Consider the following 21,319-nt stretch of genomic DNA (forward strand, 5'->3'; position numbering starts at 1 on the left):
CCGGCGGACGCAGGCGGAAATCGGGGCGGCTAGGCTGATCCCAGCCAAGGAGCCACGCCATGACCCAGCACCCCCGCCTGATGTCGCCGCTGACCCTGCGGGGGCAGACCCTGCGCAATCGCATCGTCTTTGGTGCCCATACCAACAACATGGCCGAGATGGGCCTGCCCGGCCCGCGCACCCATGGCTATCTGCTGGAACGCGCGCTTGGGGGCGCCGCGATGGTCGTGTGCGAGCCGGTGCCGCTGCATCGCACCGGGGTGCTGACGCGTGGTAATTTCCTGCATGACTCGGACGAGGTCATTGCCCCGTTCCGCCGCATCACCGAGGAGGTGAAGGCTGCGGGCTCCGTGATCCTGCAACAGCTTTACCATGTCGGGGCGCATGGCGATTCCGACCTGAGTTTTTCGCCGCACTGGTCTCCGTCGGGCGGGCCGAGCTATCACGACAGTGACGGCTCGCACCGCATGACGGAGACAGAGATCGAAGAGATCATCGTGGCCCATACCGCCGCCGCGATCCGCTGTCAGAAAGCGGGCTTTCAGGGGGTGGAGGTCTGGGCAGCCTATCACTCGCTGCTGGATCAGTTCTGGACGCCCTGGTCCAATACCCGCGATGACAAATGGGGCGGCAGCCTTGAAAACCGTACCCGCCTGTCGCGGCTGGTGATCGAGAACATCCGCCGTGCCTGTGGCGAGGATTTCATCATCGGGCTTGCGGTGTCGAGTTCCGACGCCCACAGCGTCACGCTGTCGAACGAAGCGCTGTGCGAGATCATCGCCCTGCATGATGCGACCGGCCATGTCGATTACGTCACCGTCGGCCATGGCGGCTATCTGGATTTCGAACGGCTGATCCCGACTTTCTTCTTCGCCGACAAGATGACCGCGCCGGTCACCGAGCAACTGAAATCACTGGTGAAACACGCCAAAATCACGTCGGAGGCGCATATCCGCACACCGGACAATGCGGAATCGGTCATCACCTCCGGGCAGGCTGATCTGGTGTCGATCGTGCGCGGCCAGATCGCCGACCCGCATCTGGCGCGCAAGACGGCCGAGGGGCGGGCGGGCGATGTGCGGGGCTGCATTTCCTGCAATCAGATGTGCTGGGGGCGGCGGTCACGGGACTACTGGATTTCCTGCCTCATCAATCCTTCCGCGGGACGCGAGTTCGAATGGGGCGGCGACCGCTTCACCCCGGCAGAGACGCCGCGCGACGTTCTGGTGGTCGGCGCCGGTCCGGCGGGGCTGGAAGCCGCGCGGGCGGCAGCGGAGCGTGGCCACCGGGTCGAAATCGTTGAGGCCTCCGGCCAGATCGGGGGGCAGTTCCGGCTTGCCGGAATGCAGCCGCGCCGGGCGCAGATCCTTGACCTGATGGAGTGGTATGAACGCCAGTTCGACCGGCTGGGCGTGCGCCTGCGGCTGAACACCTATCTGGACGAGGATGACCTTGCCGCCCATCCGGCGACCGAGGTGATCCTTGCCACCGGCTCGCTGCCCGACACCGATGCGCGGCAGCGCTGGCTTCCAGCCGAACCGCAATTGCCCGGGCTGGAGACGGGCCATGTCTGGTCCCCCGAAGAGGTGATGCGGCGTGAGGCGCGGCTGGGCGATACGGTGATGCTGTATGACGAGGGCGGTAACTGGCGCGGGGTCGGTACGGCGCTGGCGCTGGCGGAACAGGGGAAGAAGGTAATCCTAGTCACCCCCGATGCCTATGTCGGGAAAGAGGTCACCCGCACCTCCGCCGATGGCCCGGCGCGGGCACGGCTGGCGCGGGCGGGGGCAGAGTTCCATACCGAACACGTCATCGCCCGCTGGCACGGCAACGGCGCGACGATCCGCAGCCTGCTGACCGGGGCCGAAGTCACTCTGCCCGCCTCGGCCCTTGTGATGGCGACGACCAATATCGCCTTCGATCCTTTCCCCGAAGCCCTGCCGGGGAAACGCCTGCACCGGATCGGCGATTGCGCCGCACCGCGTCTGGCGGCTTATGCCTTCCACGAGGGGCGCAAGGTGGCGCTGGCGCTCTGACGGTGCTTGACGAACGGGAACCACCACGCCAGCCTCGGCGTTGAGACTGGTAGCCGTTGTCTTTCAGGTGCCCCATGCCGAATACCGCGCTGCGGCTTGCCGCGGCCACGCCACCGTCAGACGCGGAAGAGGTGCCCCAGGCCCGCAGGATCACCCTGCCCGGCCTGGCCACCATCACCGCAGTCGCAGCGGTGCTGTACGTCGGACAGGCGGTTTTTCTGCCGCTTGCCATTGCCGTCCTTCTGACCTTCGCGCTGTCGCCCCTTGTCAACCGCATCCGGCGGCGAGGCGTGCCACTCACGGCCTCGGTTCTGGTTGTGGTGTTTCTGGCTTTTACCCTGATCGGGGCCTTCTCGCTGGTCGTGGCCAGCCAGTTATCGACTCTGGCGCGTAATCTGCCGGAATTTCAGGCCAATATCATCACCAAGCTGGAGGGATTGCAGGCAGAGGGGGATCGCCACGGCATCATCGGACGCGTGACCGGCATGGTGACGGCCATCAACGCCGAAATCAGCACGGCACTGCCGGGCGATACGACCGCCGAAACCGCTGACCGCAAACCCCTGAAGGTCGAGGTGGTAGAGCCGCAAAGCCCGGTCGCCATGTTGCAGGATCTGGTGCTCCCCCTCGTCAGCCCGATCGCCACCACCGGCCTCGTTATCGTCGTCGTGGTTTTCATGCTGCTGGAGCGCGAGGAACTGCGCGACCGATTCATCCGGCTGATCGGCTCCAACGACCTGCACCGTACAACGCAGGTACTGGAGGATGCCGGATCGCGCGTCGCCAGCTACCTGCTGATCCAGTTGCTTGTGAACATCATCTACGCCCTGCCCATCGGGATCGGGCTTTGGCTGATCGGCGTGCCAAATGCCCTGCTTTGGGGGCTGCTGACGCTGGTCTTGCGGTTCGTGCCCTATATCGGCTCGATCCTCTCCGCCGCCTTCCCGCTGTTTCTGGCCTTCGCGGTCAGCCCTGAATGGTCGGCGCTGTTGTGGACCGCCGCGCTGTTCATCGCGGTGGAGCTGATTACCTCGAATGTCATCGAGCCATGGCTTTACGGGTCGCGCACCGGCGTGTCGCCTCTGGCCATTATCGTCAGCGCGATCTTCTGGACCTGGATCTGGGGACCGCTGGGGCTGGTGCTGTCGACCCCCCTGACCGTGTGCCTGGTCGTGCTGGGCCGCCACATCCCGCAATTCGAGCTGTTCGACATCCTGTTCGGGGATGAACCCGTTCTGGCCCCCCACGCCCGGCTTTACCAGCGCTGGCTGGCGGGCGACGCCATCGAGGCAACCTTCCGCGCCGAAGAGGCGCTGGAGCAGGACTGGCTGGCCGATTACTACCGCGATGTCGGCCTGCCAGCCCTGATGATGGCGCAGGCAGACTGGTCGCGCGGCGTCTTGTCCGGGGAACAGGAAGTACGGCTGGCGCGTGTGGCGATGACGATGATCGGCGATCTGCATGTCGTCATCGACGAAGAGCTGGACGAGGCCCGCGCGGAGACGGAACCGCTGCCCGCCGAAGGTCGCCGCATCCTGTGCATCGGCGGGCGTTCGGCGCTGGACGATGTCTCTGCGGCGATGCTGGCACAGGCGCTGGCAGCAGAGGGGGCCGATGCCCGCCACCACCCGCACAGCGATCTTTCGCCCGCCCGCCTGCAGGCGCTGGACCCAGGCGCGCAGGATTGCGTGATCCTGTGTTTTCTGGACCCCGCCCCTTCGCGCGCATCGCTTCTGCATGTGCGACGGCTGAAGCGGGCGCATCCGCGCCTGCGCGTGGGTGTGGTTCTCTGGCAGATGCCGGACACCACGCCTTCGCCGGAGGCAGGCTGGCGCATCATTGAAAAGGTCGATCCCGCAAAACTGCGGGAGGCGGAGGAGATCGGCGCCGATTTTGTCGCCACTGCAATGGAACCAGCCGTCGCCGGAGCCGTTTCTCAGGAAGAGGCGCGCGCCCTGCCCGAAACGGCGCGCGCCAGATCGCGCCCGCGCAATCGCAAGATCAGCGTGGGCATACCAGATGTTTCAGCAGAAGGAGCCAGCCATGGCCCGTAACCCCGCCCAAGCCGCCGCCAATGCCGTGAACGAAGCCGCCACCAGCGCCGAAGATGCGCTGGCCGGGTCGGAACGCGCCCGGCTGGAAGGCCAGATCGCCGATCTGCGGAACGATCTCGCCCGCATCGCCCAGACCCTTGCCGATTTTGGTGTGGCTCAGGGGGCCGCCGTCGGCGAGGTGGTAAAGGAAGAAGCCGATAAACTGCGTGCCAAGGGCGAGGCAGCGGCGTCGAAGCTGGCAGAGCAGGGCCGCGCCGCAAAGGCTCAGGCCGAACAGGGTCTGGCTGATCTGGAAGACGAGATCCGCGCCCATCCGCTCAAATCCGCCGGGATCGCCGCGCTGGCAGGCCTTTTCCTCGGCCTGTTGCTGGGCCGTCGCTGATGCTGGGATTGTTGCGGCTCGCCGCCGGGGCGGCTTCGGCCAATGCGGCGGCGCAGGCATCTCACGCGCTGCGCCGCGCGGCCCTGCTGATTCTGGCCGGGCTTCTGGCGCTCGTCGCGCTGGGGTTTCTTGCCGCCGCAGCCTGGCTTGGCCTCGCCCATTGGCAGGGGCCGATCATTGCTTCGCTGCTGATGTCGGCGGGCTTTCTGATCCTCGCGCTTGCCACGGCCCTGATGGCAACCCTGCGCGGCAGGAACCGGCGTCTCCGGCGGGCCGAAGCCGAATTGCAGATGCGACAGGCGGAAATGGCGGCCCTGATGGGCACCGGCGCCGATGTGCTTGCCAAAGCGCCGATGGCAACCGTTGGCGGGGCTTTCATTGCCGGTCTGTTGCTGGCGCTGAAGTTGCGGCGCTAGACTAGAACGGAACGGGCGCGCTGAAGGTCTGGCTTTTCCCGGTTTCCGGATGGCGAATGCGCAGGCTTTCGGCGTGCAGCATCATACGCGGATAATCCATTGCCTCGCCCGTGGCATAGATCGGGTCGCCCAGAATGGGGTGGCCAAGCTCCAGCATGTGCACGCGCAACTGATGGCTGCGCCCGGTCTGCGGCATCAGCCGCACGCGGGTGGTCTTGCCGTCATGGCGCTGCACGCGCCAGTCTGTGATCGCAGGCTTTCCCTGTTCGTGGTTCACATGCTGCCGCGGGCGGTTCGGCCAGTCCACACACAGCGGCAGGTCCACGGTGCCCTCTTTCGGCTCCAGATGGCCCCAGAGCCGCGCAATATAGACTTTCTTCGTCTGCCGCTTTTCGAACTGCTGGCCCAGATTGCCCTGCGCCGCCTTGTTCAGCGCAAAGACCATGACGCCCGACGTGTCACAATCCAGCCGATGTACCAACAGCACCTCGGGAAAGACCCGGCGCAGGCGCCCGATCAGGCAATCTTCCTTGCCGGGATCTTTTCCCGGCACCGAAAGCAGACCCGCCGGCTTGTCCACGATCAGAATGGCACTGTCATGGTGCAGAATCGACAGCGGCACATCGGGCGGGTTGTATTCATAGGGCGGCATCAGACGATCTCGTGACCGGCCTCGCGCAGGCGGCGTGCAAGCTCGGCAATATGCGCGGGGCCGACGTCACAGCAGCCGCCCACGATGCTGGCACCCTGCCCCACCCAGCCCATTGCGAAATCGGCATATTTCTCGGGCGTCAGGTCATGGCGGTGGGTCAGTGCCGCCACCGTCGGCGCATCCTCCAGAAAACCGTCAGAGATATGGGTAAAGCCGTTGGCATAGGCGCCGAAGGGCAGGCCAAAGCTGCCCAGCACTGCAAGCGCGTCGCCCATCGCCTCGGGGACGGAGCAATTGGCCAGGACGGCAGCCGGACCATAGTGCGCCACCAGCGGCGCCAGATCAGCCAGTGGCTCCCCCGAACGCAGGCGGTCGCCTTGGCGATCATGGACCGAAACCGACAACCACACCGGCTTGCCCGCCTGCACCGCGCCTTTCAGCGCCCCTTCGGCCTGTGCCACGGTCGACAGCGTTTCCAGCAGGATGAAATCCACCTTCGGGGCCAGAAGATGCGCGATCTCGGCCACTTTCGGCGCGGCCTCGTCCACAGGCAGGACCACGTCGTCGCGGTAGGTGGCGACCAGCGGGCCGATGGACCCGGCGATCCGCCCGGACCCATGCGCGGCGCGGGCGGCCTCTGCCGCCTCCAGCGCCGCCAAGTGGAGGGCGGCGAACTGACCATCCAGCCCGAAACGTTCCAGCCGGTCGTGGTGGATGGCATAGGTATTGGTGGTGGCGATGGTGGCCCCGGCGGCGAAGTAATCGTCGTGGATGGCCCGCACCAGACCCGGATGATCCAGCATCACCCGCGTGGCCCACAGCGGGGTCGGCTCGTCCCCCGAACGCGCCACAAGCTCTTGCCCCATACCGCCGTCAAGCAGCGCGATCTTAGCCATGGTTCACTCCCATACCAGCCGGGCGGCAAGTCCGCCGAACATCACGGCCGCCACCTTGTTCAGGACGCCCATGCGGCGGCCCAGTGCCTGACCGGCCCAGCCCGCCAGCGCGCCATAGCTGCATGTAATCAAGGTGCCGGTGAAAGTGAACAGCACACCCAGAAGAACGATCTGCTGCCAGACCGGACCGCGCGCGGGATCGGTGAACTGCGGCAGGAAGGCGATGACGAACAGCGCCACCTTCGGGTTGAAGGCATTGGTCAGGAACCCGCGCCAAAGCGCGCGCAGCGGGCTGGCGATACCACGCCCCGCCTCGGTGGCTGGTCCGGCGTGCCAGCTTTTCCACGCCAGCCACAGAAGGTAGGCCGCGCCCAGCCATTTCAGTGCCACCAGCGCGCCGGGATGCGCCGCCACCAGCGCGCTGACGCCCGCGGCCGCCAGCCCGACATGCCAAAGCCCGCCCAGCCCGACCCCGAGCCCGGCCACCGCCCCGGCTTTCGGTCCACCTGCCATACCCGAGGCGGTGGCAAAGATCACATCTGCACCGGGGGTAAGGTTCAGCACGATCCCCGCCGCCAGAAAGGCGGCCAGCTCGGGCGCGGGGATCAGGGCTAACAGGTCGAACATCGGGGCCTCCTCTGGCATACGGCCACAGTCGGCTGGCGCGGGTCCGATGGCAAGGGGCGCGATGGCGGTTCGGCAACGCGGCCGCCCTGCGGGTCAAAGGCTTGTCAGATTACCCGCCGGATCAACCAGCGCCACACGATACAGACCCGGCAGCCGGGACTTAAGGTCTGCAATCGCTGCGCGGTCCAGGAACACCAGCGCGGTAGACAGACCGTCGGCCAGCGCGGCGCTGTCCGCCTCGACCGCGACGCTGGACCACAGCGGCGCGCGCCCCTGCGGATGCTGAATATGTGGCGCTCCGCCGATCAGCGTGGCGCCCGGCGCGCTCAGGGCCATGGCGGTGCCGCGCAGATGCCATTCGGCAAGCTCTCCCGCCACCGGATCGGCAATGCCCAGCCGGAACGGCCCGCCCAGGGCTGCATATTCACCCATGTTGACCAGCGCGCGGTCAAAGCCCTGCCGCGCCAGATGATCACGGACAAGATCGCTGGCAAAACCCTGCGCGACGCCGTTAAAGGTCAGCGCCTGGCCGGGTGCCAGTTGCACCCCGCCATCGCGCCGGGAAACCCGGCTCCAGCCGACCATCGCCCGTGCCGCAACCGGATCGCGCCCGTCCCGCAACGCCTGCCACACAGGTTGCACGCTGGGATCGAATGCACCGTCAGTCAATCCGTGCAGCCGGTCACACAGCGGCAGCATTTCAGCAAAGAGGGCGGAGGGCTCAAGCTGGCCTGTGCTGTTCAGCCGGGTCAGTTCGGACTCGCGGTACAGGCTGAAGGCCGCCTCTACCCGCTCCAACAGCGGTGGGATCTCGGCCAGCGCAGCCTCAGCCCCCGGTCCGGCCAGCAGCACGTCGCAGTCAGCCCCCAGAGCCTGCCCCTGCCAGCGCGCCTCGGCCCCAGCCCGGCCCGGCAGCGCTGCCGCAGCCGCCATGATCTGAAGGAACCGCCGCCGCCTGATCATCGCAACGCCCCCGTCATTTCGCGGCCACCGGCGCCGCCCGTTCCCGCATCGCACGGCCACGCGCGGCCAGCACCAAAGGCACGCATTGTTTCGCGTCATTATGGATCGTCACACAATCAAGGCACTGGAAACATTCCGAATAGCCAATCTTTCCATCCACCGCGATTGCCCCGTAATTGCAGCGCACCTTGCACAACTGGCAGGGTGAGCCACATTCCTTGCGCCGCGCGATCCAGTCGCGCCCGCGCAGCAGCCCGCCAATCGCCATCAGTGCCCCAAGCGGACAGACATAGCGGCAGAAGCCCTTGAAGGTGAACAGACCCAGCACCAGCCAGAAGCCCGCATAGGCGACAAAGATCCATTCCCGCATGAAATGCGTGGTGATCGCGGTCTTGAACGGCTCCACCTCCGCCACGGTATCCACCCGGTCGGGTGCGATAAAAACGGTCAGCACCAGCCCCGCGAGCAGAAGGTATTTCACCCGTTTCAGCCGTGCATCCCACAGCACCGAAAGCTCGATCTTCGGCAGGCGCAGAAGGCGGCCAAGGTGATGGGCGAATTCCTGCAAGGCACCGAAGGGGCAAAGCCAGCCACAGAACAGCCCGCGCCCCCAAAGCACGAACCCCAGCACCGCCGCCGCCCAGACCACCAGCGAGAAGGGATCATACAGCAGGTAGGCAAAACTGCCGCCGTCGATGGCGGTGCGCAGCGCCGCCAGCGGCGTGACGATTGACAGTTGCCCCTGCCCCCAGAACCCCACGAAACCGGCCATTCCGGCCAGAATCGCCAGCCGGATCGCGGTAAAATGGCGATGCCCCGCCAGGCGGTTCATCCCCGGCCCCAGCGCCAGCAGCAGAACCGGCAGCAGCAGCGCCAGCGCGATCAGGTCAGGCGCCCGGTTGCGCGCGGCCTCAAGCCATTGCGGCAGAGCCTCGACAGGCTTGGCGCGCAGGAAGAACCGTTCGGGCGTGCCGGCGGCAAGGGTGAAGGTGGTCGATCCGATCTCGGGCTGGAACATGCCGTGTTCGCGCACCGCTTTGACCTGTAGGGTCCAGTCGCGCGCCGGATCGAAGCCCAGCCGCCGGTCGCTGCGCAGGATCATTGCGGTGCCCTCGGGCACGCCGGGCAGGGTATCGAAGATCATGTCGGCATCGCGCAGCGCCACCGGCAGCCCGTCCTGATCAGCGCCAAGCAGATCGGGCGCGGTGTTGCGCACGAAATCCGCGCTGACCAGCCCGTGCCGCCCGCTGTCGATCAGCAAAAGCGGCTCCTCCGTCGGGGAGAGGCTGAGAAATCTGTTCAGATCGGCCAGCGCATCCGGCGCCAGAACAGCGCGGGCGATACTGGGCGGCCCGATGTCCACCAGCCAGAGGTCAAGGAACAACCCCTGCGGATCAGCCTGCGCCTCAGGGTCGTCATCGGCCCAGACGGTGCCCGCAAAAGCCGCGTCCAGTTCGGCATTCGTCACCCGCAAGGGCCGCGCGATGCCCTGATCCACCAGCGCCTGCCAGTCCAGCGGCTCGTCATGCGCGGGGTCCGGCGCGGCGGGGGGCACGGACTTGATGCCCTGCATCTTTTCCCGCGCGACCTCCAGCGTGGCCGCGAGGATCGATTCATGCGCGATGCGGACCGAGGCCGTGGCCTTCAACACCCCATCCAGATAGACCAGCCCGCTGCCCGCACCGGCATCACCATAGGGCACGCCCACCACCATCGGGGTATTGATCGAATGGCCACGATATTGTTCCAGAAACTTGCGGAACGGCGCCTCGCCCAAACCGGAGACGAAGATCGGCTCGTTATGCGAAATCAGCCGCACGTCGATAAAGCGGCCATCCAGATCCAGCATCACCAGCATATTGATCGGCCCGCCGGAAAAGCCGGGCAGCGGCGCCATGATCGCGGTTTCAAACACATAGCCCGCCTCGGCCCCGCCAGAGTTCAGAAGGCTCCAGACCCCCTTGTCATTCACCGGCTCGCCCAGCGCATAGGGCGGCACGACGAAAGCCGCGATCTGGTCGCGGTCCAGCGGCGCGGCAAGGGCGGCGCCGGTCATCAGAACCCAGCAAAGAACAAGGTGCAGGATACGCATGCGCCAGACTAGGCACGCGCGCACCTGCCCGAAAATTGGACGAAGGTCGCAGCGCGGGCGGCCGGGGGCGGCGCTATGGTCGGGGAATGGAGCCTTCCGCCCGCACCCCGGCCGACCGGCTGATCTTCCTGCTGTCGCTCACCGGCTTTGTGGCCTTCTGGTGGGCGCTGTCGCTGTTGCGGGGCGAGCCGCGCATCCTGCCCGCCCCACCCGAAGTGGCAGCGGTCCTGTGGGAGGAGGCCAGATCAGGGCGGCTGTGGCATCACATGACGGCGACGCTGGTGCGGGTGGCACTTGCTTTCGGCTTGTCGATGGCGCTGGGCACGGTACTGGGTGTGGCGCTGGGCCGGTTGCCCCGGCTGAACCGCTGGCTGGACCCCTGGGTGCTGATCTTCCTCAATCTGCCCGCGCTGGTCGTCATCGTGCTGTGCTATCTGTGGATCGGGCTGAATGAGGTGGCCGCCATTGCCGCCGTGACCATCAACAAGACCGCCATGGTGCTGGTGACCATGCGGGAAGGCGCGCGCACGCTGTCACCCGAGCTGAACGACATGGCCCGCGTCTTTCGCCTGTCGCGCCTGATCTGGGCGCGGCATGTGCTGCTGCCGCAGCTTGCGCCTTTTCTGGTTGCCAGCGCGCGGGCGGGGCTGGCGATCATCTGGAAGATCGTGCTGGTGGTGGAGTTTCTGGGCCGCTCCAGCGGCATCGGCTTTCAGATCCACCTGAAATTCCAGCTTTTCGAGATTGCTGGTGTCCTGGCCTATGCACTGGCCTTCGTCGCGGTGATGCTGGTGATCGACCTTGCGCTGATTCAGCCCGCCGAACAGCGTGCGGCGCGCTGGCGGCGCGGTTAGCGCCGTCGCGCCATCAGCCAGATGAAAAACAGCCCGCCGCACAGGCCGGTCACGACGCCAATGGGCAGATCCTCGGGCGCCAGCACCACCCGCGCCGCAGCGTCGGCCCAGATCAGGAACACCGCGCCCGCCAGCGCCGATCCGGGCAACACGCGGGCATTGTCGCCCCCGACAAGCATCCGCACCAGATGCGGCATCATCAGCCCGACAAAGCCGATCAGCCCGGAAAACGCCACCATCACCCCCGTGATCAGCGCGGCGGCGACAAAGACCGCCAGCCGGAATCGCGTGACCTCGACACCAAGGCTCACGGCGGTTTCGTCGCCAAGGCTCATCGCGTTCAGCACTGGCGCCCGCGACCAGAGCCACAGTCCCACCGGCAGCAATACCGCCAGCGGCCAGAGAAGGTGCGACCATTGCGCAAGGCCCAACCCGCCCAGCATCCAGAACACCACGGTATGCGTGGCGCGCGGATCACCGAGGAAGATCAGGATGTTTGCCCCGGCCATGATGATGAAGCTGACGGCGACCCCGGCCAGCACCAGCCGGTCCGCCGCCCCCGCGCCGGTCAGCGCCACAACGCCCAGCACCAGCGCCGTGGCCGCCAGCGCCCCGCCGAAGGCCATCAGCGGCACGGTCAGCAGGCCAAGGAACATGCCCGTGTGTAACAGCGCCGCAATCGCACCGAATGCGGCGCCCGAGGAAATGCCCAGCAAATGCGGATCGGCCAGCGGGTTGCGGGTAACGGCCTGAAGCGCCGCGCCCACCAGACCCAGCCCGCCGCCGACCAGAGCCGCCAGCAGCACGCGCGGCAGGCGGATCTGCCAGACGATATTCGCCTGCCCCACACCCCAGTGGGGCGTCACCAGCCCGGGCAGCAGCCGGTCGAGCAATACCCCCCAGACGGTGCCCGGCGCGATGGCGACCGATCCAACCGAAACCGCAAGGCTGACCGAAAGCGCCAGCCCCAGCAGCACGGCAAGGGCAAGGCCCGCCCGGCGCGGCAGGGCGCGACGCAGGGCGAGCCGCATCGTCACTGGCCCGCGAACCCGGCGACCAGCTTTTCGACCGCGCGGATATTGCGCGGCCCCGGCGTCGCCTCGACATATTCCAGCACGACGAAGCGATCATTCTTCACCGCGTCGATATCCGCGAAGGCCGGATTACCCTTCATGAAGGCGATCTTCTGTTCCGCCGTCACATCGCCGTAGTTCACGATCACCACGACCTGCGGATTGCGCGCCACCACCGGCTCCCACGCCACTTCGGCCCAGCTTTTGTCCAGATCATCCATGATGTTGACGCCGCCCGCCGCCTCGATCAGTGCGGTCGGCATGGCGTATTTGCCGGCAGTGAACGGCGCCTCTTCGCCCGAATCGTAAACAAAGACCCGCAGCGGATGGTCGTGGTCCACGCCCTTCGTCGCCTCGGCCAGCCGCGCTTTGTAGCCTGCGACCAGCGACTCTGCCCGATCCTCGACGCCGAATATGCGGCCAAGGTTCAGCATGTCCTGATACATGTCCTGCATCGTGCTGCGTGCTTTCGGCCCGATATGGATGCAGCTTTCGGTCAGTTCGTAGGTCTTGATGCCGAAAGGTTCCAGCGTTTCGGGCGTAACCTCGCCGCCGACCTTCATGCCATAATTCCAGCCCGCGAAGAAGAAATCAGCCTCCGCCGCAGCCAGAACTTCCTTGCTGGGGTATTTGGCCGAAAGCTCCGGCAGTTCGGCGACGCCCTCGCGCATTTCGGGGTCCAGCGTCTTCCAGCCGGAAATGCCGGTATAGCCGACCATGTGGTCGCGCAGGCCGAGCACGAGCATCATTTCGGTCAGGTTCACATCATTGGAAATTGCGCGCGCGGGTGCGGCGTCGAAGGTCACATCACGGTCGCAGCTTTTGACGGTGACAGGGAAGGCAGCAGCCGCACTGGCAGACAGCAGCAGCGCCGCAAGGGCGAGACGGATCATCGGAAACTCCTGATCGGATCAGAGGTGAAAGGACAGGCGCGGGCCGGTGCCGCTGTGGTCGATCCGGCCCCGCACCTGAAAGGCGGTGTGCAGCAGATCCTCGTGCAGCACCTGATCGGGCGGACCATCCGCCAGCATCCGGCCGCCATGCAGGATCAGCATGCGTTCGGCAAATTCCGCCGCCAGCGGCAGATCGTGCAGCGTGGTCACCACCGTCAGGCCGAGATCGCGCAGCAGCCGCAACAGATCAAGCTGGTGGCGGATGTCCAGATGGTTGGTCGGCTCGTCCAGCACCAGAATGCGCGGCTCTTGCGCAAGGGCACGGGCAACCATGACCCGCTGCCTTTCGCCCCCGGACAGGGTGCCGAAACTGCGGTCTGCGAAGGCTGTCAGGTCCAGCCGGGCCATGGCGGCGTCGATGATGGCGCAGTCAGCCTCACCGGGCAGGGCGAGCCCGCTGCCCCAGCCCTTGCGATGCGGCAAGCGGCCCAAAGCCACGATCTGCCGCACGCTCAACGCGAAATCGGTGGGTTGTTCCTGCACCACGGCAGCCACGATGCGCGCGGCCTCGGGCGCCGACATCAGCCACAGGTCGCGGCCCGTAACCGATACCGCGCCGCGCCGGGGCGGCTGGTGGCGATAGATCAGCCGCAGAAGCGAGGTCTTGCCTGCCCCGTTCGCGCCGCAGATCGCCATGATCTGCCCCTGCGGAACGGCGAAGCTGATATCGGTCAGGATGTCGGGCCGGTCCTTCGGGCCCCAGCAGACCGAGCGGAACTCCAGCGCCGGGGTCATTGGATCGCCCCCGCCGCCGTGCGGATGACCGCAGCCGCAGGGCGCACGGTTCCGGCCACCAGCGCGTCGATATCCTGGCCATCTTCGACATCGCCAAACAGCCAGGTCTCGCCCGAGGCGACCCGCCAGGCCAGGGTGCAGGGCCGCTGGCAGCCTTCGACGCACAGCGTTCCCGACAGCTCGAACTCTGCCCCCACACCCGCCAGCGCCAGGGCGCCGCGCAGCTGGATCAACAGGTTCAGGCCGGGCCTGCATTCGCGCCCGACATGCGGGCAGGACTGGCAGACAAGCATCTGATGCGGCGCGGGGCGCGCGCCGGTTTCGGTGGAAAGCGCGGCCATCGGCCTGCGCGGGGATCTGTCCATACGATCTCCTTCCCGGGGCACCCCGCCCGGTGGTTGTTGCGGTTCTCGATGGCAGGTCTCCTGACTCGCGGGTCGCAGCTTGCCCCGCCTTCCCGGCCCCGCAGTTCGGGGTCCAGTGGCATTGGGGGTCGCTCGCCGCTTACAGTTGCGGGGGCAGTCACGGAATTGGCGCCTGATGGCTACACCGCACCGTGTTCCCTTTTCACCCGGCGTCGCATTTGCCGGGAACCATCGGCGGCCAGAAGCGCATGACTCGGCGCCGCCGTCAAGCCCGGGCACGACAAGCGGCACACCCTTGCCTGTCGGCGCGCCGGCGGCGATGATTGGCCGAGACACCCGGAAAGGCCCGCCGATGACCAAGCTGAAGCTGCGCATCCTGTTCGACACCGCCATGCTTGGCCCCGGCAAGGCCGAGCTGTTGCAGCGCATTGGCGAGACCGGCTCGATCGCCGCAGCCGGGCGGCAGATGCAGATGAGCTACAAGCGGGCCTGGTCGCTGGTGGAGGAAATGAACGCGGCTTTCCGTGAACCGCTGGTCAGCAGTGCGCGGGGCGGGGCGGGCGGCGGCGGGGCGCAGGTGACAGAGACCGGGCAAGAGGTGCTGCGCCGCTATCTTGCGGTATTGGAGGCCGCCGAACAGGCGGGGGCGGCAGAGGTGACCGCGCTGGAGGCCTTGCTTGCCCCTGCGACCAAGGTGGATATGTCTGAAGAAAAATAACGCTTGCGTGACCGGGAGGCGGCTGCCAGATATGTTTCCCGAAACATATCGGAGTCTCTCATGTCCCGCCGTCTTGCCCTTACGCTTGCTTTCGCCCTCGCTGCCAGCCCTGTCGCCGCCGAGGAGGTCGTGGTCTTCGCCGCCGCGTCGATGAAGAATGCGCTGGATGACCTGGCCGCGCAATGGCAGGCGGAAACCGGCAATCAGGTGGTGATCAGCTATGCGGGTTCGGGCAAGCTTGCGCAGCAGATCGTTGCCGGGGCGCCCGCCGACATCTTCGTGTCTGCCGCCCCGAACTGGATGGACGAGGTGCAGAACGCCGGGCTGGTCGTGGAGGGCACGCGCGAGGATCTGCTGGGCAATACGCTGGTGCTGATCGCGCATGGCAAGGATGCGGCGCCGGTTGAGATCGGGGCGGGCTTCGATCTGTCCGCGTTGCTGGGCGACGGGAAACTGGCGATGGCCATGGTCGATTCCGTGCCTGCCGGGCAATATGGCAAAGCCGCGCTGACGGCGCTGGGTCAGTGGGACAAGGTGGAACCCGCCGTCGCGCAATCCGACAACGTGCGCGCGGCGCTGGCACTGGTGTCCACCGGCGAGGCACCCTATGGCATCGTCTACGCTACCGATGCTGCCGCTGATGACAATGTGACCGTGGTCGGCACCTTCCCCGCCGACAGCTATCCGGCCATCGTCTATCCCGCTGCCCTCTTGACCGGGGCGGCAGATGCGGCGGACAAAGCCTTTTACGAGGCACTTTCGGGCGAGGCGGCGCATGCCGCCTTCAGAGCGCAGGGCTTCGCGATCCTGAAGTAAGGGCCCGACCGGCGGCATATGACAGACTGGCTATCCCCCGACGAATGGCGCGCCGTGGCGCTGTCACTGCGCGTCTCGCTCTGGGCCGTGGCCGCCAGCCTGCCCTTTGGAATTCTGACCGCCTATGCGCTGGCGCGGTGGGAATTTCGCGGCAAACAGGTGCTGAACGGCATCGTCCACCTGCCGCTGATCCTGCCGCCAGTGGTGACGGGCTATCTGCTGTTGCTGACGTTCGGGCGCAAGGGCGCGGTGGGCCAGATCCTCGACCAATGGTTCGGCATCGTGCTGGCCTTCCGCTGGACCGGCGCGGCGCTGGCCGCCGCCGTGATGGCTTTCCCGCTGATGGTGCGGGCCATCCGGCTGGCGGTGGAGGCGGTGGACCCCAAGCTGGAACAGGCAGCAGGCACGCTGGGTGCCTCGCGCCCTTGGGTGTTCCTGACCGTGACGCTGCCGCTGATCCTGCCCGGCGTTCTGGCGGGCACGATCCTTGCCTTCGCCAAGGCGATGGGCGAATTCGGCGCCACCATCACCTTCGTGTCAAACATCCCTGGCCAGACGCAGACACTGCCTTCCGCCATCTATGCCTTTCTGCAAGTGCCCGGCGGAGAGAAGGAGGCCGCGCGTCTGGTGCTGGTGGCGGTGGGCATCGCCATGGCCGCACTGATGCTGTCGGAATGGATCAGCCGGGCCGTCGCGCGCAGGATCGCGGGGACATGACGCTGTCGGTGAACCTGTCCCATCGCTTTGGCGACTTCACGCTGGATGTGGCGTTCGAAGCACCGCCGGGTGTGACGGTGTTGTTCGGACGTTCCGGCTCCGGCAAGACGACGGTGGTGAATGCTGTTGCGGGTCTCTTGCGCCCTGACCACGGTCGCATCATCGCAGGGGGCGAGGTCTTGCTGGATACCGAAACCCGCACCTTCCTGCCGCCACATCGGCGCAGGGTGGGGTATGTGTTTCAGGACGCCCGGCTGTTCCCGCATCTGACCGTGCGGCAGAACCTGCTATATGGCCGCTGGTTCGCGCACCGCCGGGGACCGGATAATTTCGCCCGCGTGGTCGATATGCTGGGGATCGGCCCCTTGCTCGCCCGGCGTCCCGCCGCGCTGTCAGGGGGCGAGAAAAGCCGTGTCGCCCTGGGCCGTGCCATCCTGTCGGAACCGCGCCTTCTGCTGATGGACGAGCCGCTTGCGGCGCTGGACGAGGCGCGCAAGGCCGAAATCCTGCCCTATCTGGAGCGGCTGCGGGATGAGTTGCATCTGCCCATCCTCTACGTCAGCCATTCCATGCCCGAGGTGGCGCGGCTGGCCACCACGCTGGTGCTGATCGAGGCGGGCCGCGTGGCCGCCGCAGGCCCGGCCACCGAACTCCTGTCCGACCCCGCTGCCGCATCTGCGCTGGGACTGCGCGAGGCCGGGGCGATCCTCTCCGCACGGCTGGCGGTGCCGGACGAGGACGGGCTCAGCCGTCTGGACTGTAGCGCAGGTCCGCTGTGGTTGCCGCGCGTGGCGGGCCGGGCGGGCGACAGTTTTCGCCTGCGCATCCTCGCACAGGATGTCATGCTGGCGACCAGCCGCCCCAAAGGGATTTCGGCGCTGAACATCCTGCCAGCCGTTGTGCGGGAGGTCAGGCTGGGCGAAGGCCCGGGTGCGCTGGTGCAGCTGGAGGCGGGGGACGAGATGCTGCTGGCCCGGATCACCCGCCGCTCTGCCGCCGCACTGGAGCTGAAGCCCGGTCAGCAGATTCATGCTGTGCTGAAGGCGGTCTCTGTCGCGCAGGAAAACGTGGGCCATGGCAGACCCGGCGCGGACAGTCCCTAATCCAGCATCATCGCCGAGGCGAGGATGACCGCATGCGTGCGGTTGCGTGCGTTCAGCTTGGCGCAGATCGACTTGACGTGCATCTTCACCGTCACCTCGCTGAGCCCCATGCGCAGGGCAATTTCCTTGTTCATCAGCCCGTCGCGCAGAAAGCCCAGAGTCTCGCGTTCGCGCGGCGTCAGATCGGGTTGCCAGGGCCGGGGGGCAACCGGATCGAAGCCCTCGGGCAGATAGATCTCGCCCCCCAGAATGCGATGGATCGCGGCCGCCAGCTCCTGCGCCGGTGTGCTTTTGGGAATGAAACCGCTGGCCCCGCGCGCCAGCGCGGCAGTCACCATCTCGGGTTGCGCCTGACCGGAGAAAACCGCGAGGCGCCCGCCCGCATTTTCCGCAATCAGTGCCGCCACGGAATCCATGCCGTGAACGCCGGGCATCGAAAGATCCAGAAGCACCAGCGAAAAGCAGCCATGGCGGGCGATGGCCGTGCGGGCCGTCTCGAAGCTTTCGACGGCCACGACCTCGTCAAAGCCCTGCGCGCGCAAATGCGTGGCAACGAGATCCCGGATCAATTGGTGATCGTCGGCAATAAGCAGGCTCACGCGCGGCGTTTCAGCCAAGACAGCTCCTCCTGATTACTGCGCAGCAGTGTCAACCGCCTAATATCCGGCTGGCGGCTTGCCCGGTGGAGTATCTGCCTTTTGCGCGGTCTCCGCAAGCAAGGCCGTGACGAGTTGTCGCCTCAGACGCGCCCATTCGGCTGTCAGCCGCGCATGATGCACCGCCATGCGCCCGCCAGACCGCGCGGCGCCTTCGGCCTCGGTCAGTTGCGCGCAAATCCGCTTTGCCCCCAGCAGGGCACAGGCCCCGTTGAAGCGATGCGCGGCCTCTGCCAGACGGGCACCTTCGCCCACTGGCCCGTCCAGCAAGGTGAACAGCTGCCGGGCTTCAACATCAAGCTGATCCAGCGTGTCCCGGCAGGCTTCGGGCGTCAGGAAACCGCGCAGTTCTGACGCGATGCGGGGATCGAGTGTGGGCAGCGCACTTTCGGCCTCGGGGCCGACACCGGCCCGCAGGATATCGGTCAGCCGGGCAATGGTGATGGGTTTGACCAGAATTTCGGTCAGACCCGCCGCACGAATGCGGCGCAGGTCTTCCGGCAGGGCATGGGCGGTCACGGCGATGATGCGCGATGTGACCCCCATCGCCCGCATCTGGCTGGCCATGCTGAGCCCGTCCATGCCCGGCATGCTGACGTCGGTCAGGACCAGATCGAACTCGCCTTCGCGCACGGCCTGCAGGGCGGCTTCGCCGCTCTCCGCCTCCTGCACGCGCTGGCCCAGATGTTCCAGCATCGCCCGTGCCACCGCGCGGTTGGTGGGATGGTCCTCGACCAGCAGGACATGCGACGCGGGCAGATCCGCCGTATCTGGTTGGACAGGCGGCAGCGGCATCACGCCGCCCCGCTGCGGCGCCTGCATCCGGGCGGTGAACCAGAAGGTGCTGCCCGCCCCTTCGCGGCTGGTCACGCCGATCTCGCCCTGCATGAGTTCGACCGACCGGCGCGCGATACCAAGGCCAAGCCCGGTCCCCTCGACCCGCCGGTCATATCCGCCGTCAAGCGTTTCAAACACGTCGAAGATGCGGCCCAGCTTGTCGGCGGCGATGCCCGAGCCGGTATCGTGCACCTCGACCCGCACCAGCCGCGACGGGCCTGCGATATGCACCCGCAGGACAATGTGGATCGTGCCCTGACAGGTGAACTTGGTGGCATTGCCCAGAAGGTTGCGCAGGGTCTGCACGAAGATGCGCCGCGGGCCGGAGACCTGCGCCACATCGGCGGGCGGCAGGTCAAGCACGATCCGGTTGCCCGTGCGCTGCGCCAGTGGCCCCATCTGTTCGGCCAGATCCTCGATGACCGCGTTGAGATCGAAGGTCATCTCTTCCGCGCGCAGCGCCTCGGCATCGAGGCGGGTCAGTTCCAGAACGTTGTTGATCTGGTCCAGCGCCGATTGCGCCCCTGATTCCGCGATGCCCAGATACCTGCCCTGCACCGGGGTCAGGCTGGTAGTCTGGTGCAGCAGATCCAGCGCGGCAATCACCCCGTTGAGCGGCGTGCGCATCTCGTGGCTCATCACCGCCAGAAAACGCGACTTCGCCTCTGCCGCATCCACGGCGGCATCATGCGCCTCGCGCAGATCGCGCTCGGCCCGCACCAGATCCGAGATGTCGCGCAGGAAGGCAAACAGCACCGGCGCGCCGTCACTGTCGCGGTCCTGCGCGACGGCCAGTTCAAGCGTGACCGGCGTGCCATCGGGGCGGCGGGTTTCCAGCGCGATCCGGCCGGGCGGCAGCTCGCCCCGCAGCATCTGCCCGACCGGATCGACCAGCGTTGCGGTCTCGTCCCCGTCGTCTCGGACAGAGCGCGCCCTCGGCAACAGGCTTTGCAGATCGGTGCCGACAATGCGGTCGCGCGGCAGGCCGAACAGACGCTCTGCCGCAGGATTGACGCGCAGGATGCCCCCGTCCGGTCGCGCGGCGATCACCCCGTCAAGCGATGCAGCCAGCGTCTTTTCCAGGGTCGACCGCGTCCGCCATTCGGCCCGGCGCTGAGTATAAAGCTGTTGGGACAGCAGCATCATCATGGCGCTGACACCCAACAGAATTACGATCAGTACCATTGCGAGCAGCGCGCTGCGGGTCATCAGCGCGCCCAGTTCGGCCCGGCGCTGGGTATTGGCCTCAACGATTCCGGCCAGTGCCTCGACCACGAAGGGCCGCATGAAACCGGCCAGGCGGTCCGCCATCGGCTCGATCCGGGTCAGCGACGGTCGCAACAGATAATCCGGCACGTCGATCTGGCGCGTGAGATTGGCGCTTTCGCGCACGATCATGCGCCAGTTCCTGCTCTGGCGCATCTGGTTCAGCGCCGCCGACTGGCGCAGATACCCGTCGATCACCTTCAACCGGCTGAGATAGATGTCAAACGCCCGGCGCAACTGCGGCAGGGTTTCGGGATCATCGGGAAAGCGAATGGCCCGGTTCAGTGCCATGCGGGCTTTCAGTTCCTCGACCTCAAGCTGCGCGAAAAGCCAGCTGGTATTGTCAGATTGCGACACACGCGCATCGTCCAGCCGCAGGCTGATCTGATAGGCGTTCACTGAAAGCAGGCCCAGCCCCAGCAACACCAGCGGCAACAGCACCACAGCCAGAAGCCAGCGCGGGGCCCGCCCGTCAGGGGGTTCCTGCCCCTCGCTCACGGCGTGACAGCAGAAATGGCGATCAGTTGCCACACGCTTGAGGCATAGATGATTTCATCCTGATAGCGGATGTCGCTGTCAAACGGATACATCACCCACAAAGGGCCGTTGTCGCGCACCGTAAATTCCGCGCCATTGATCCGGGTTGCGATGATCGGTGCCTTTTCCTCGATCTCGGTCCATTTGAGGTCAATGGCGTAATCGTTCAGCGCCAGGAGCTGCACATCCCCACCCGCGATTCCGCTTTGTTCCAGCACCGCCTTCAGCGGCGGCCCGGTAAAGGTGGTCGGCTCTTCGGTCCAGATGGTTCTGGTGGTGAAGCTGACCTGCGGCAGCGCCTCCAGCGCCGCGCGGTCGAAATCGTGCTGCGCGCCATCGGCAGCAGTCACCGTCAGCAAGACATCTTCCTGCCCGGCCGCCACGGCAGCGAAGGCACAAAGCGACAGGCTGGCCCCCAACAGCACGTTTCGCGCGGGCAACATCCGGGTCATGGTTCCAATCCGAAAGCAAAATCCGACCGATCATATCAACCCCAAGGAAAGTCCGGCAGCCCCAAAAGGCCAACCCATACTTAAGGTCAGTCAGACCGCACGGGTGCCCTGGCCGGGGC

At 66.5% G+C, this 21,319-nt stretch carries 21 protein-coding genes and 1 riboswitch; of the genes, 9 read left to right on the forward strand and 12 right to left on the reverse strand.

Translation table 11 applies throughout. From position 1 onward, the window contains the following. The first annotated feature begins 59 nt into the window (after positions 1-59). The 4 genes from AO684_RS06205 (at position 60) to AO684_RS06220 (ending at position 4,888) form a co-directional block, all read left to right on the forward strand. A complete protein-coding gene (locus tag AO684_RS06205; protein WP_054301880.1) occupies positions 60-2,036 on the forward strand; it encodes an FAD-dependent oxidoreductase in 1,977 nt (658 codons plus the stop codon). 74 nt (positions 2,037-2,110) lie between these two features. After that, complete coding sequence (locus AO684_RS06210) at positions 2,111-4,090, forward strand: AI-2E family transporter (protein WP_054301881.1); 1,980 nt, start codon at positions 2,111-2,113, stop codon at positions 4,088-4,090. Then, on the forward strand, positions 4,080-4,472 hold the full coding sequence (locus tag AO684_RS06215; RefSeq protein ID WP_054301882.1) for a DUF883 family protein: 393 nt from the start codon (positions 4,080-4,082) through the stop codon (positions 4,470-4,472). Before AO684_RS06210 ends, AO684_RS06215 begins: the two co-directional genes overlap by 11 nt. Further along, positions 4,472-4,888, forward strand: coding sequence for a hypothetical protein (locus AO684_RS06220; RefSeq protein WP_054301883.1), 417 nt, complete (start codon positions 4,472-4,474; stop codon positions 4,886-4,888). Before AO684_RS06215 ends, AO684_RS06220 begins: the two co-directional genes overlap by 1 nt. Position 4,889: 1 nt before the next feature. On the opposite strand, the gene AO684_RS06225 is transcribed toward AO684_RS06220, so the two are convergent. The 5 genes from AO684_RS06225 to AO684_RS06245 all read right to left on the reverse strand — a co-directional run bounded on the left by AO684_RS06225 (position 4,890) and on the right by AO684_RS06245 (position 10,082). Further along, positions 4,890-5,540, reverse strand: a complete 651-nt coding sequence (locus tag AO684_RS06225) for an RluA family pseudouridine synthase (protein WP_054301884.1) — start codon at positions 5,538-5,540, stop codon at positions 4,890-4,892. Continuing rightward, positions 5,540-6,436 (reverse strand): homocysteine S-methyltransferase family protein, encoded by an 897-nt coding sequence (locus tag AO684_RS06230; RefSeq protein WP_054301885.1) that lies wholly within the window; start codon positions 6,434-6,436, stop codon positions 5,540-5,542. Before AO684_RS06230 ends, AO684_RS06225 begins: the two co-directional genes overlap by 1 nt. A 3-nt stretch (positions 6,437-6,439) precedes the next feature. After that, entirely contained in the window at positions 6,440-7,063 is a 624-nt protein-coding gene (locus AO684_RS06235; protein WP_054301886.1) for a LysE family translocator, read from the reverse strand. Positions 7,064-7,156: 93 nt separating this feature from the next. Next, positions 7,157-8,026, reverse strand: coding sequence for an FAD:protein FMN transferase (locus tag AO684_RS06240; protein WP_054301887.1), 870 nt, complete (start codon positions 8,024-8,026; stop codon positions 7,157-7,159). Between the two features lie 13 nt (positions 8,027-8,039). Further along, the gene (locus AO684_RS06245) at positions 8,040-10,082 is read right to left on the reverse strand and encodes a 4Fe-4S binding protein (RefSeq protein ID WP_235451222.1); all 2,043 of its coding nucleotides are present in this window, start codon (positions 10,080-10,082) and stop codon (positions 8,040-8,042) included. A 122-nt stretch (positions 10,083-10,204) separates the two neighbouring features. Here AO684_RS06245 and AO684_RS06250 point away from each other — a divergent pair, with 122 nt between their 5' ends. Then, positions 10,205-10,972, forward strand: a complete 768-nt coding sequence (locus AO684_RS06250) for an ABC transporter permease (protein ID WP_054301889.1) — start codon at positions 10,205-10,207, stop codon at positions 10,970-10,972. Here AO684_RS06250 and AO684_RS06255 read toward each other — a convergent pair. Genes AO684_RS06255 through AO684_RS06270 form a run of 4 tightly spaced genes read right to left on the reverse strand, consistent with a single transcriptional unit; the run spans position 10,969 to position 14,098 of the window. Then, positions 10,969-12,003: an iron ABC transporter permease gene (locus AO684_RS06255; protein ID WP_054301890.1), complete on the reverse strand. Its 1,035-nt coding sequence runs from the start codon at positions 12,001-12,003 to the stop codon at positions 10,969-10,971. The genes AO684_RS06250 and AO684_RS06255 overlap by 4 nt on opposite strands. A 2-nt stretch (positions 12,004-12,005) precedes the next feature. After that, positions 12,006-12,938, reverse strand: coding sequence for an ABC transporter substrate-binding protein (locus AO684_RS06260; RefSeq protein ID WP_054301891.1), 933 nt, complete (start codon positions 12,936-12,938; stop codon positions 12,006-12,008). Between the two features lie 18 nt (positions 12,939-12,956). Further along, positions 12,957-13,733 carry an ABC transporter ATP-binding protein gene (locus AO684_RS06265; protein WP_054301892.1) on the reverse strand — a complete coding sequence of 259 codons (777 nt, stop codon included), beginning with the start codon at positions 13,731-13,733 and terminating at the stop codon, positions 12,957-12,959. Beyond that, the gene (locus AO684_RS06270; protein ID WP_082400769.1) at positions 13,730-14,098 is read right to left on the reverse strand and encodes a DUF1636 family protein; all 369 of its coding nucleotides are present in this window, start codon (positions 14,096-14,098) and stop codon (positions 13,730-13,732) included. The genes AO684_RS06265 and AO684_RS06270 overlap by 4 nt, the downstream gene beginning before the upstream one ends. Positions 14,099-14,130: 32 nt before the next feature. Then, positions 14,131-14,346, reverse strand: a riboswitch (cobalamin riboswitch). 104 nt (positions 14,347-14,450) lie between these two features. Between AO684_RS06270 and AO684_RS06275 the strand changes: the two genes are divergently transcribed. From AO684_RS06275 to modC, 4 genes are read left to right on the forward strand one after another with little or no spacing between them, the layout of a single operon-like run. Further along, the gene (locus AO684_RS06275) at positions 14,451-14,816 is read left to right on the forward strand and encodes a hypothetical protein (protein WP_353936470.1); all 366 of its coding nucleotides are present in this window, start codon (positions 14,451-14,453) and stop codon (positions 14,814-14,816) included. Between the two features lie 60 nt (positions 14,817-14,876). After that, entirely contained in the window at positions 14,877-15,632 is a 756-nt protein-coding gene (gene modA, locus AO684_RS06280) for a molybdate ABC transporter substrate-binding protein (RefSeq protein WP_054301894.1), read from the forward strand. Positions 15,633-15,650: 18 nt separating this feature from the next. After that, a complete protein-coding gene (modB, locus tag AO684_RS06285; protein WP_054301895.1) occupies positions 15,651-16,349 on the forward strand; it encodes a molybdate ABC transporter permease subunit in 699 nt (232 codons plus the stop codon). Beyond that, on the forward strand, positions 16,346-17,452 hold the full coding sequence (gene modC / locus AO684_RS06290) for a molybdenum ABC transporter ATP-binding protein (protein ID WP_054301896.1): 1,107 nt from the start codon (positions 16,346-16,348) through the stop codon (positions 17,450-17,452). Before modB ends, modC begins: the two co-directional genes overlap by 4 nt. Here the strand turns inward: modC and AO684_RS06295 are convergent. Genes AO684_RS06295 through AO684_RS21535 form a run of 3 tightly spaced genes read right to left on the reverse strand, consistent with a single transcriptional unit; the run spans position 17,449 to position 21,200 of the window. Beyond that, on the reverse strand, positions 17,449-18,069 hold the full coding sequence (locus AO684_RS06295) for a response regulator transcription factor (RefSeq protein ID WP_082400770.1): 621 nt from the start codon (positions 18,067-18,069) through the stop codon (positions 17,449-17,451). The genes modC and AO684_RS06295 overlap by 4 nt on opposite strands. 39 nt (positions 18,070-18,108) lie before the next feature. After that, positions 18,109-20,709 (reverse strand): response regulator, encoded by a 2,601-nt coding sequence (locus AO684_RS06300; RefSeq protein ID WP_054301897.1) that lies wholly within the window; start codon positions 20,707-20,709, stop codon positions 18,109-18,111. Further along, entirely contained in the window at positions 20,706-21,200 is a 495-nt protein-coding gene (locus AO684_RS21535; RefSeq protein ID WP_161805992.1) for an oxidoreductase, read from the reverse strand. The genes AO684_RS06300 and AO684_RS21535 overlap by 4 nt, the downstream gene beginning before the upstream one ends. Positions 21,201-21,319: the final 119 nt, after the last annotated feature.

This window comes from Gemmobacter sp. LW-1 (assembly GCF_001303875.1).
In the GTDB taxonomy this organism is placed as follows: domain Bacteria; phylum Pseudomonadota; class Alphaproteobacteria; order Rhodobacterales; family Rhodobacteraceae; genus Gemmobacter; species Gemmobacter caeni.

Excerpts from the sequence above, each read along its gene's own strand:
- AO684_RS06205 (WP_054301880.1), top strand. The coding sequence starts at position 60 with ATGACCCAGCACCCCCGCCTGATGTCGCCGCTGACCCTGCGGGGGCAG.
- AO684_RS06210 (WP_054301881.1), top strand. The coding sequence starts at position 2,111 with ATGCCGAATACCGCGCTGCGGCTTGCCGCGGCCACGCCACCGTCAGAC.
- AO684_RS06215 (WP_054301882.1), top strand. The coding sequence starts at position 4,080 with ATGGCCCGTAACCCCGCCCAAGCCGCCGCCAATGCCGTGAACGAAGCC.
- AO684_RS06220 (WP_054301883.1), top strand. The coding sequence starts at position 4,472 with ATGCTGGGATTGTTGCGGCTCGCCGCCGGGGCGGCTTCGGCCAATGCG.
- AO684_RS06225 (WP_054301884.1), bottom strand. The coding sequence starts at position 5,540 with ATGCCGCCCTATGAATACAACCCGCCCGATGTGCCGCTGTCGATTCTG.
- AO684_RS06230 (WP_054301885.1), bottom strand. The coding sequence starts at position 6,436 with ATGGCTAAGATCGCGCTGCTTGACGGCGGTATGGGGCAAGAGCTTGTG.
- AO684_RS06235 (WP_054301886.1), bottom strand. The coding sequence starts at position 7,063 with ATGTTCGACCTGTTAGCCCTGATCCCCGCGCCCGAGCTGGCCGCCTTT.
- AO684_RS06240 (WP_054301887.1), bottom strand. The coding sequence starts at position 8,026 with ATGATCAGGCGGCGGCGGTTCCTTCAGATCATGGCGGCTGCGGCAGCG.
- AO684_RS06245 (WP_235451222.1), bottom strand. The coding sequence starts at position 10,082 with ATGACCGGCGCCGCCCTTGCCGCGCCGCTGGACCGCGACCAGATCGCG.
- AO684_RS06250 (WP_054301889.1), top strand. The coding sequence starts at position 10,205 with ATGGAGCCTTCCGCCCGCACCCCGGCCGACCGGCTGATCTTCCTGCTG.
- AO684_RS06255 (WP_054301890.1), bottom strand. The coding sequence starts at position 12,003 with ATGCGGCTCGCCCTGCGTCGCGCCCTGCCGCGCCGGGCGGGCCTTGCC.
- AO684_RS06260 (WP_054301891.1), bottom strand. The coding sequence starts at position 12,938 with ATGATCCGTCTCGCCCTTGCGGCGCTGCTGCTGTCTGCCAGTGCGGCT.
- AO684_RS06265 (WP_054301892.1), bottom strand. The coding sequence starts at position 13,733 with ATGACCCCGGCGCTGGAGTTCCGCTCGGTCTGCTGGGGCCCGAAGGAC.
- AO684_RS06270 (WP_082400769.1), bottom strand. The coding sequence starts at position 14,098 with ATGGACAGATCCCCGCGCAGGCCGATGGCCGCGCTTTCCACCGAAACC.
- AO684_RS06275 (WP_353936470.1), top strand. The coding sequence starts at position 14,451 with ATGACCAAGCTGAAGCTGCGCATCCTGTTCGACACCGCCATGCTTGGC.
- modA (WP_054301894.1), top strand. The coding sequence starts at position 14,877 with ATGTCCCGCCGTCTTGCCCTTACGCTTGCTTTCGCCCTCGCTGCCAGC.
- modB (WP_054301895.1), top strand. The coding sequence starts at position 15,651 with ATGACAGACTGGCTATCCCCCGACGAATGGCGCGCCGTGGCGCTGTCA.
- modC (WP_054301896.1), top strand. The coding sequence starts at position 16,346 with ATGACGCTGTCGGTGAACCTGTCCCATCGCTTTGGCGACTTCACGCTG.
- AO684_RS21535 (WP_161805992.1), bottom strand. The coding sequence starts at position 21,200 with ATGACCCGGATGTTGCCCGCGCGAAACGTGCTGTTGGGGGCCAGCCTG.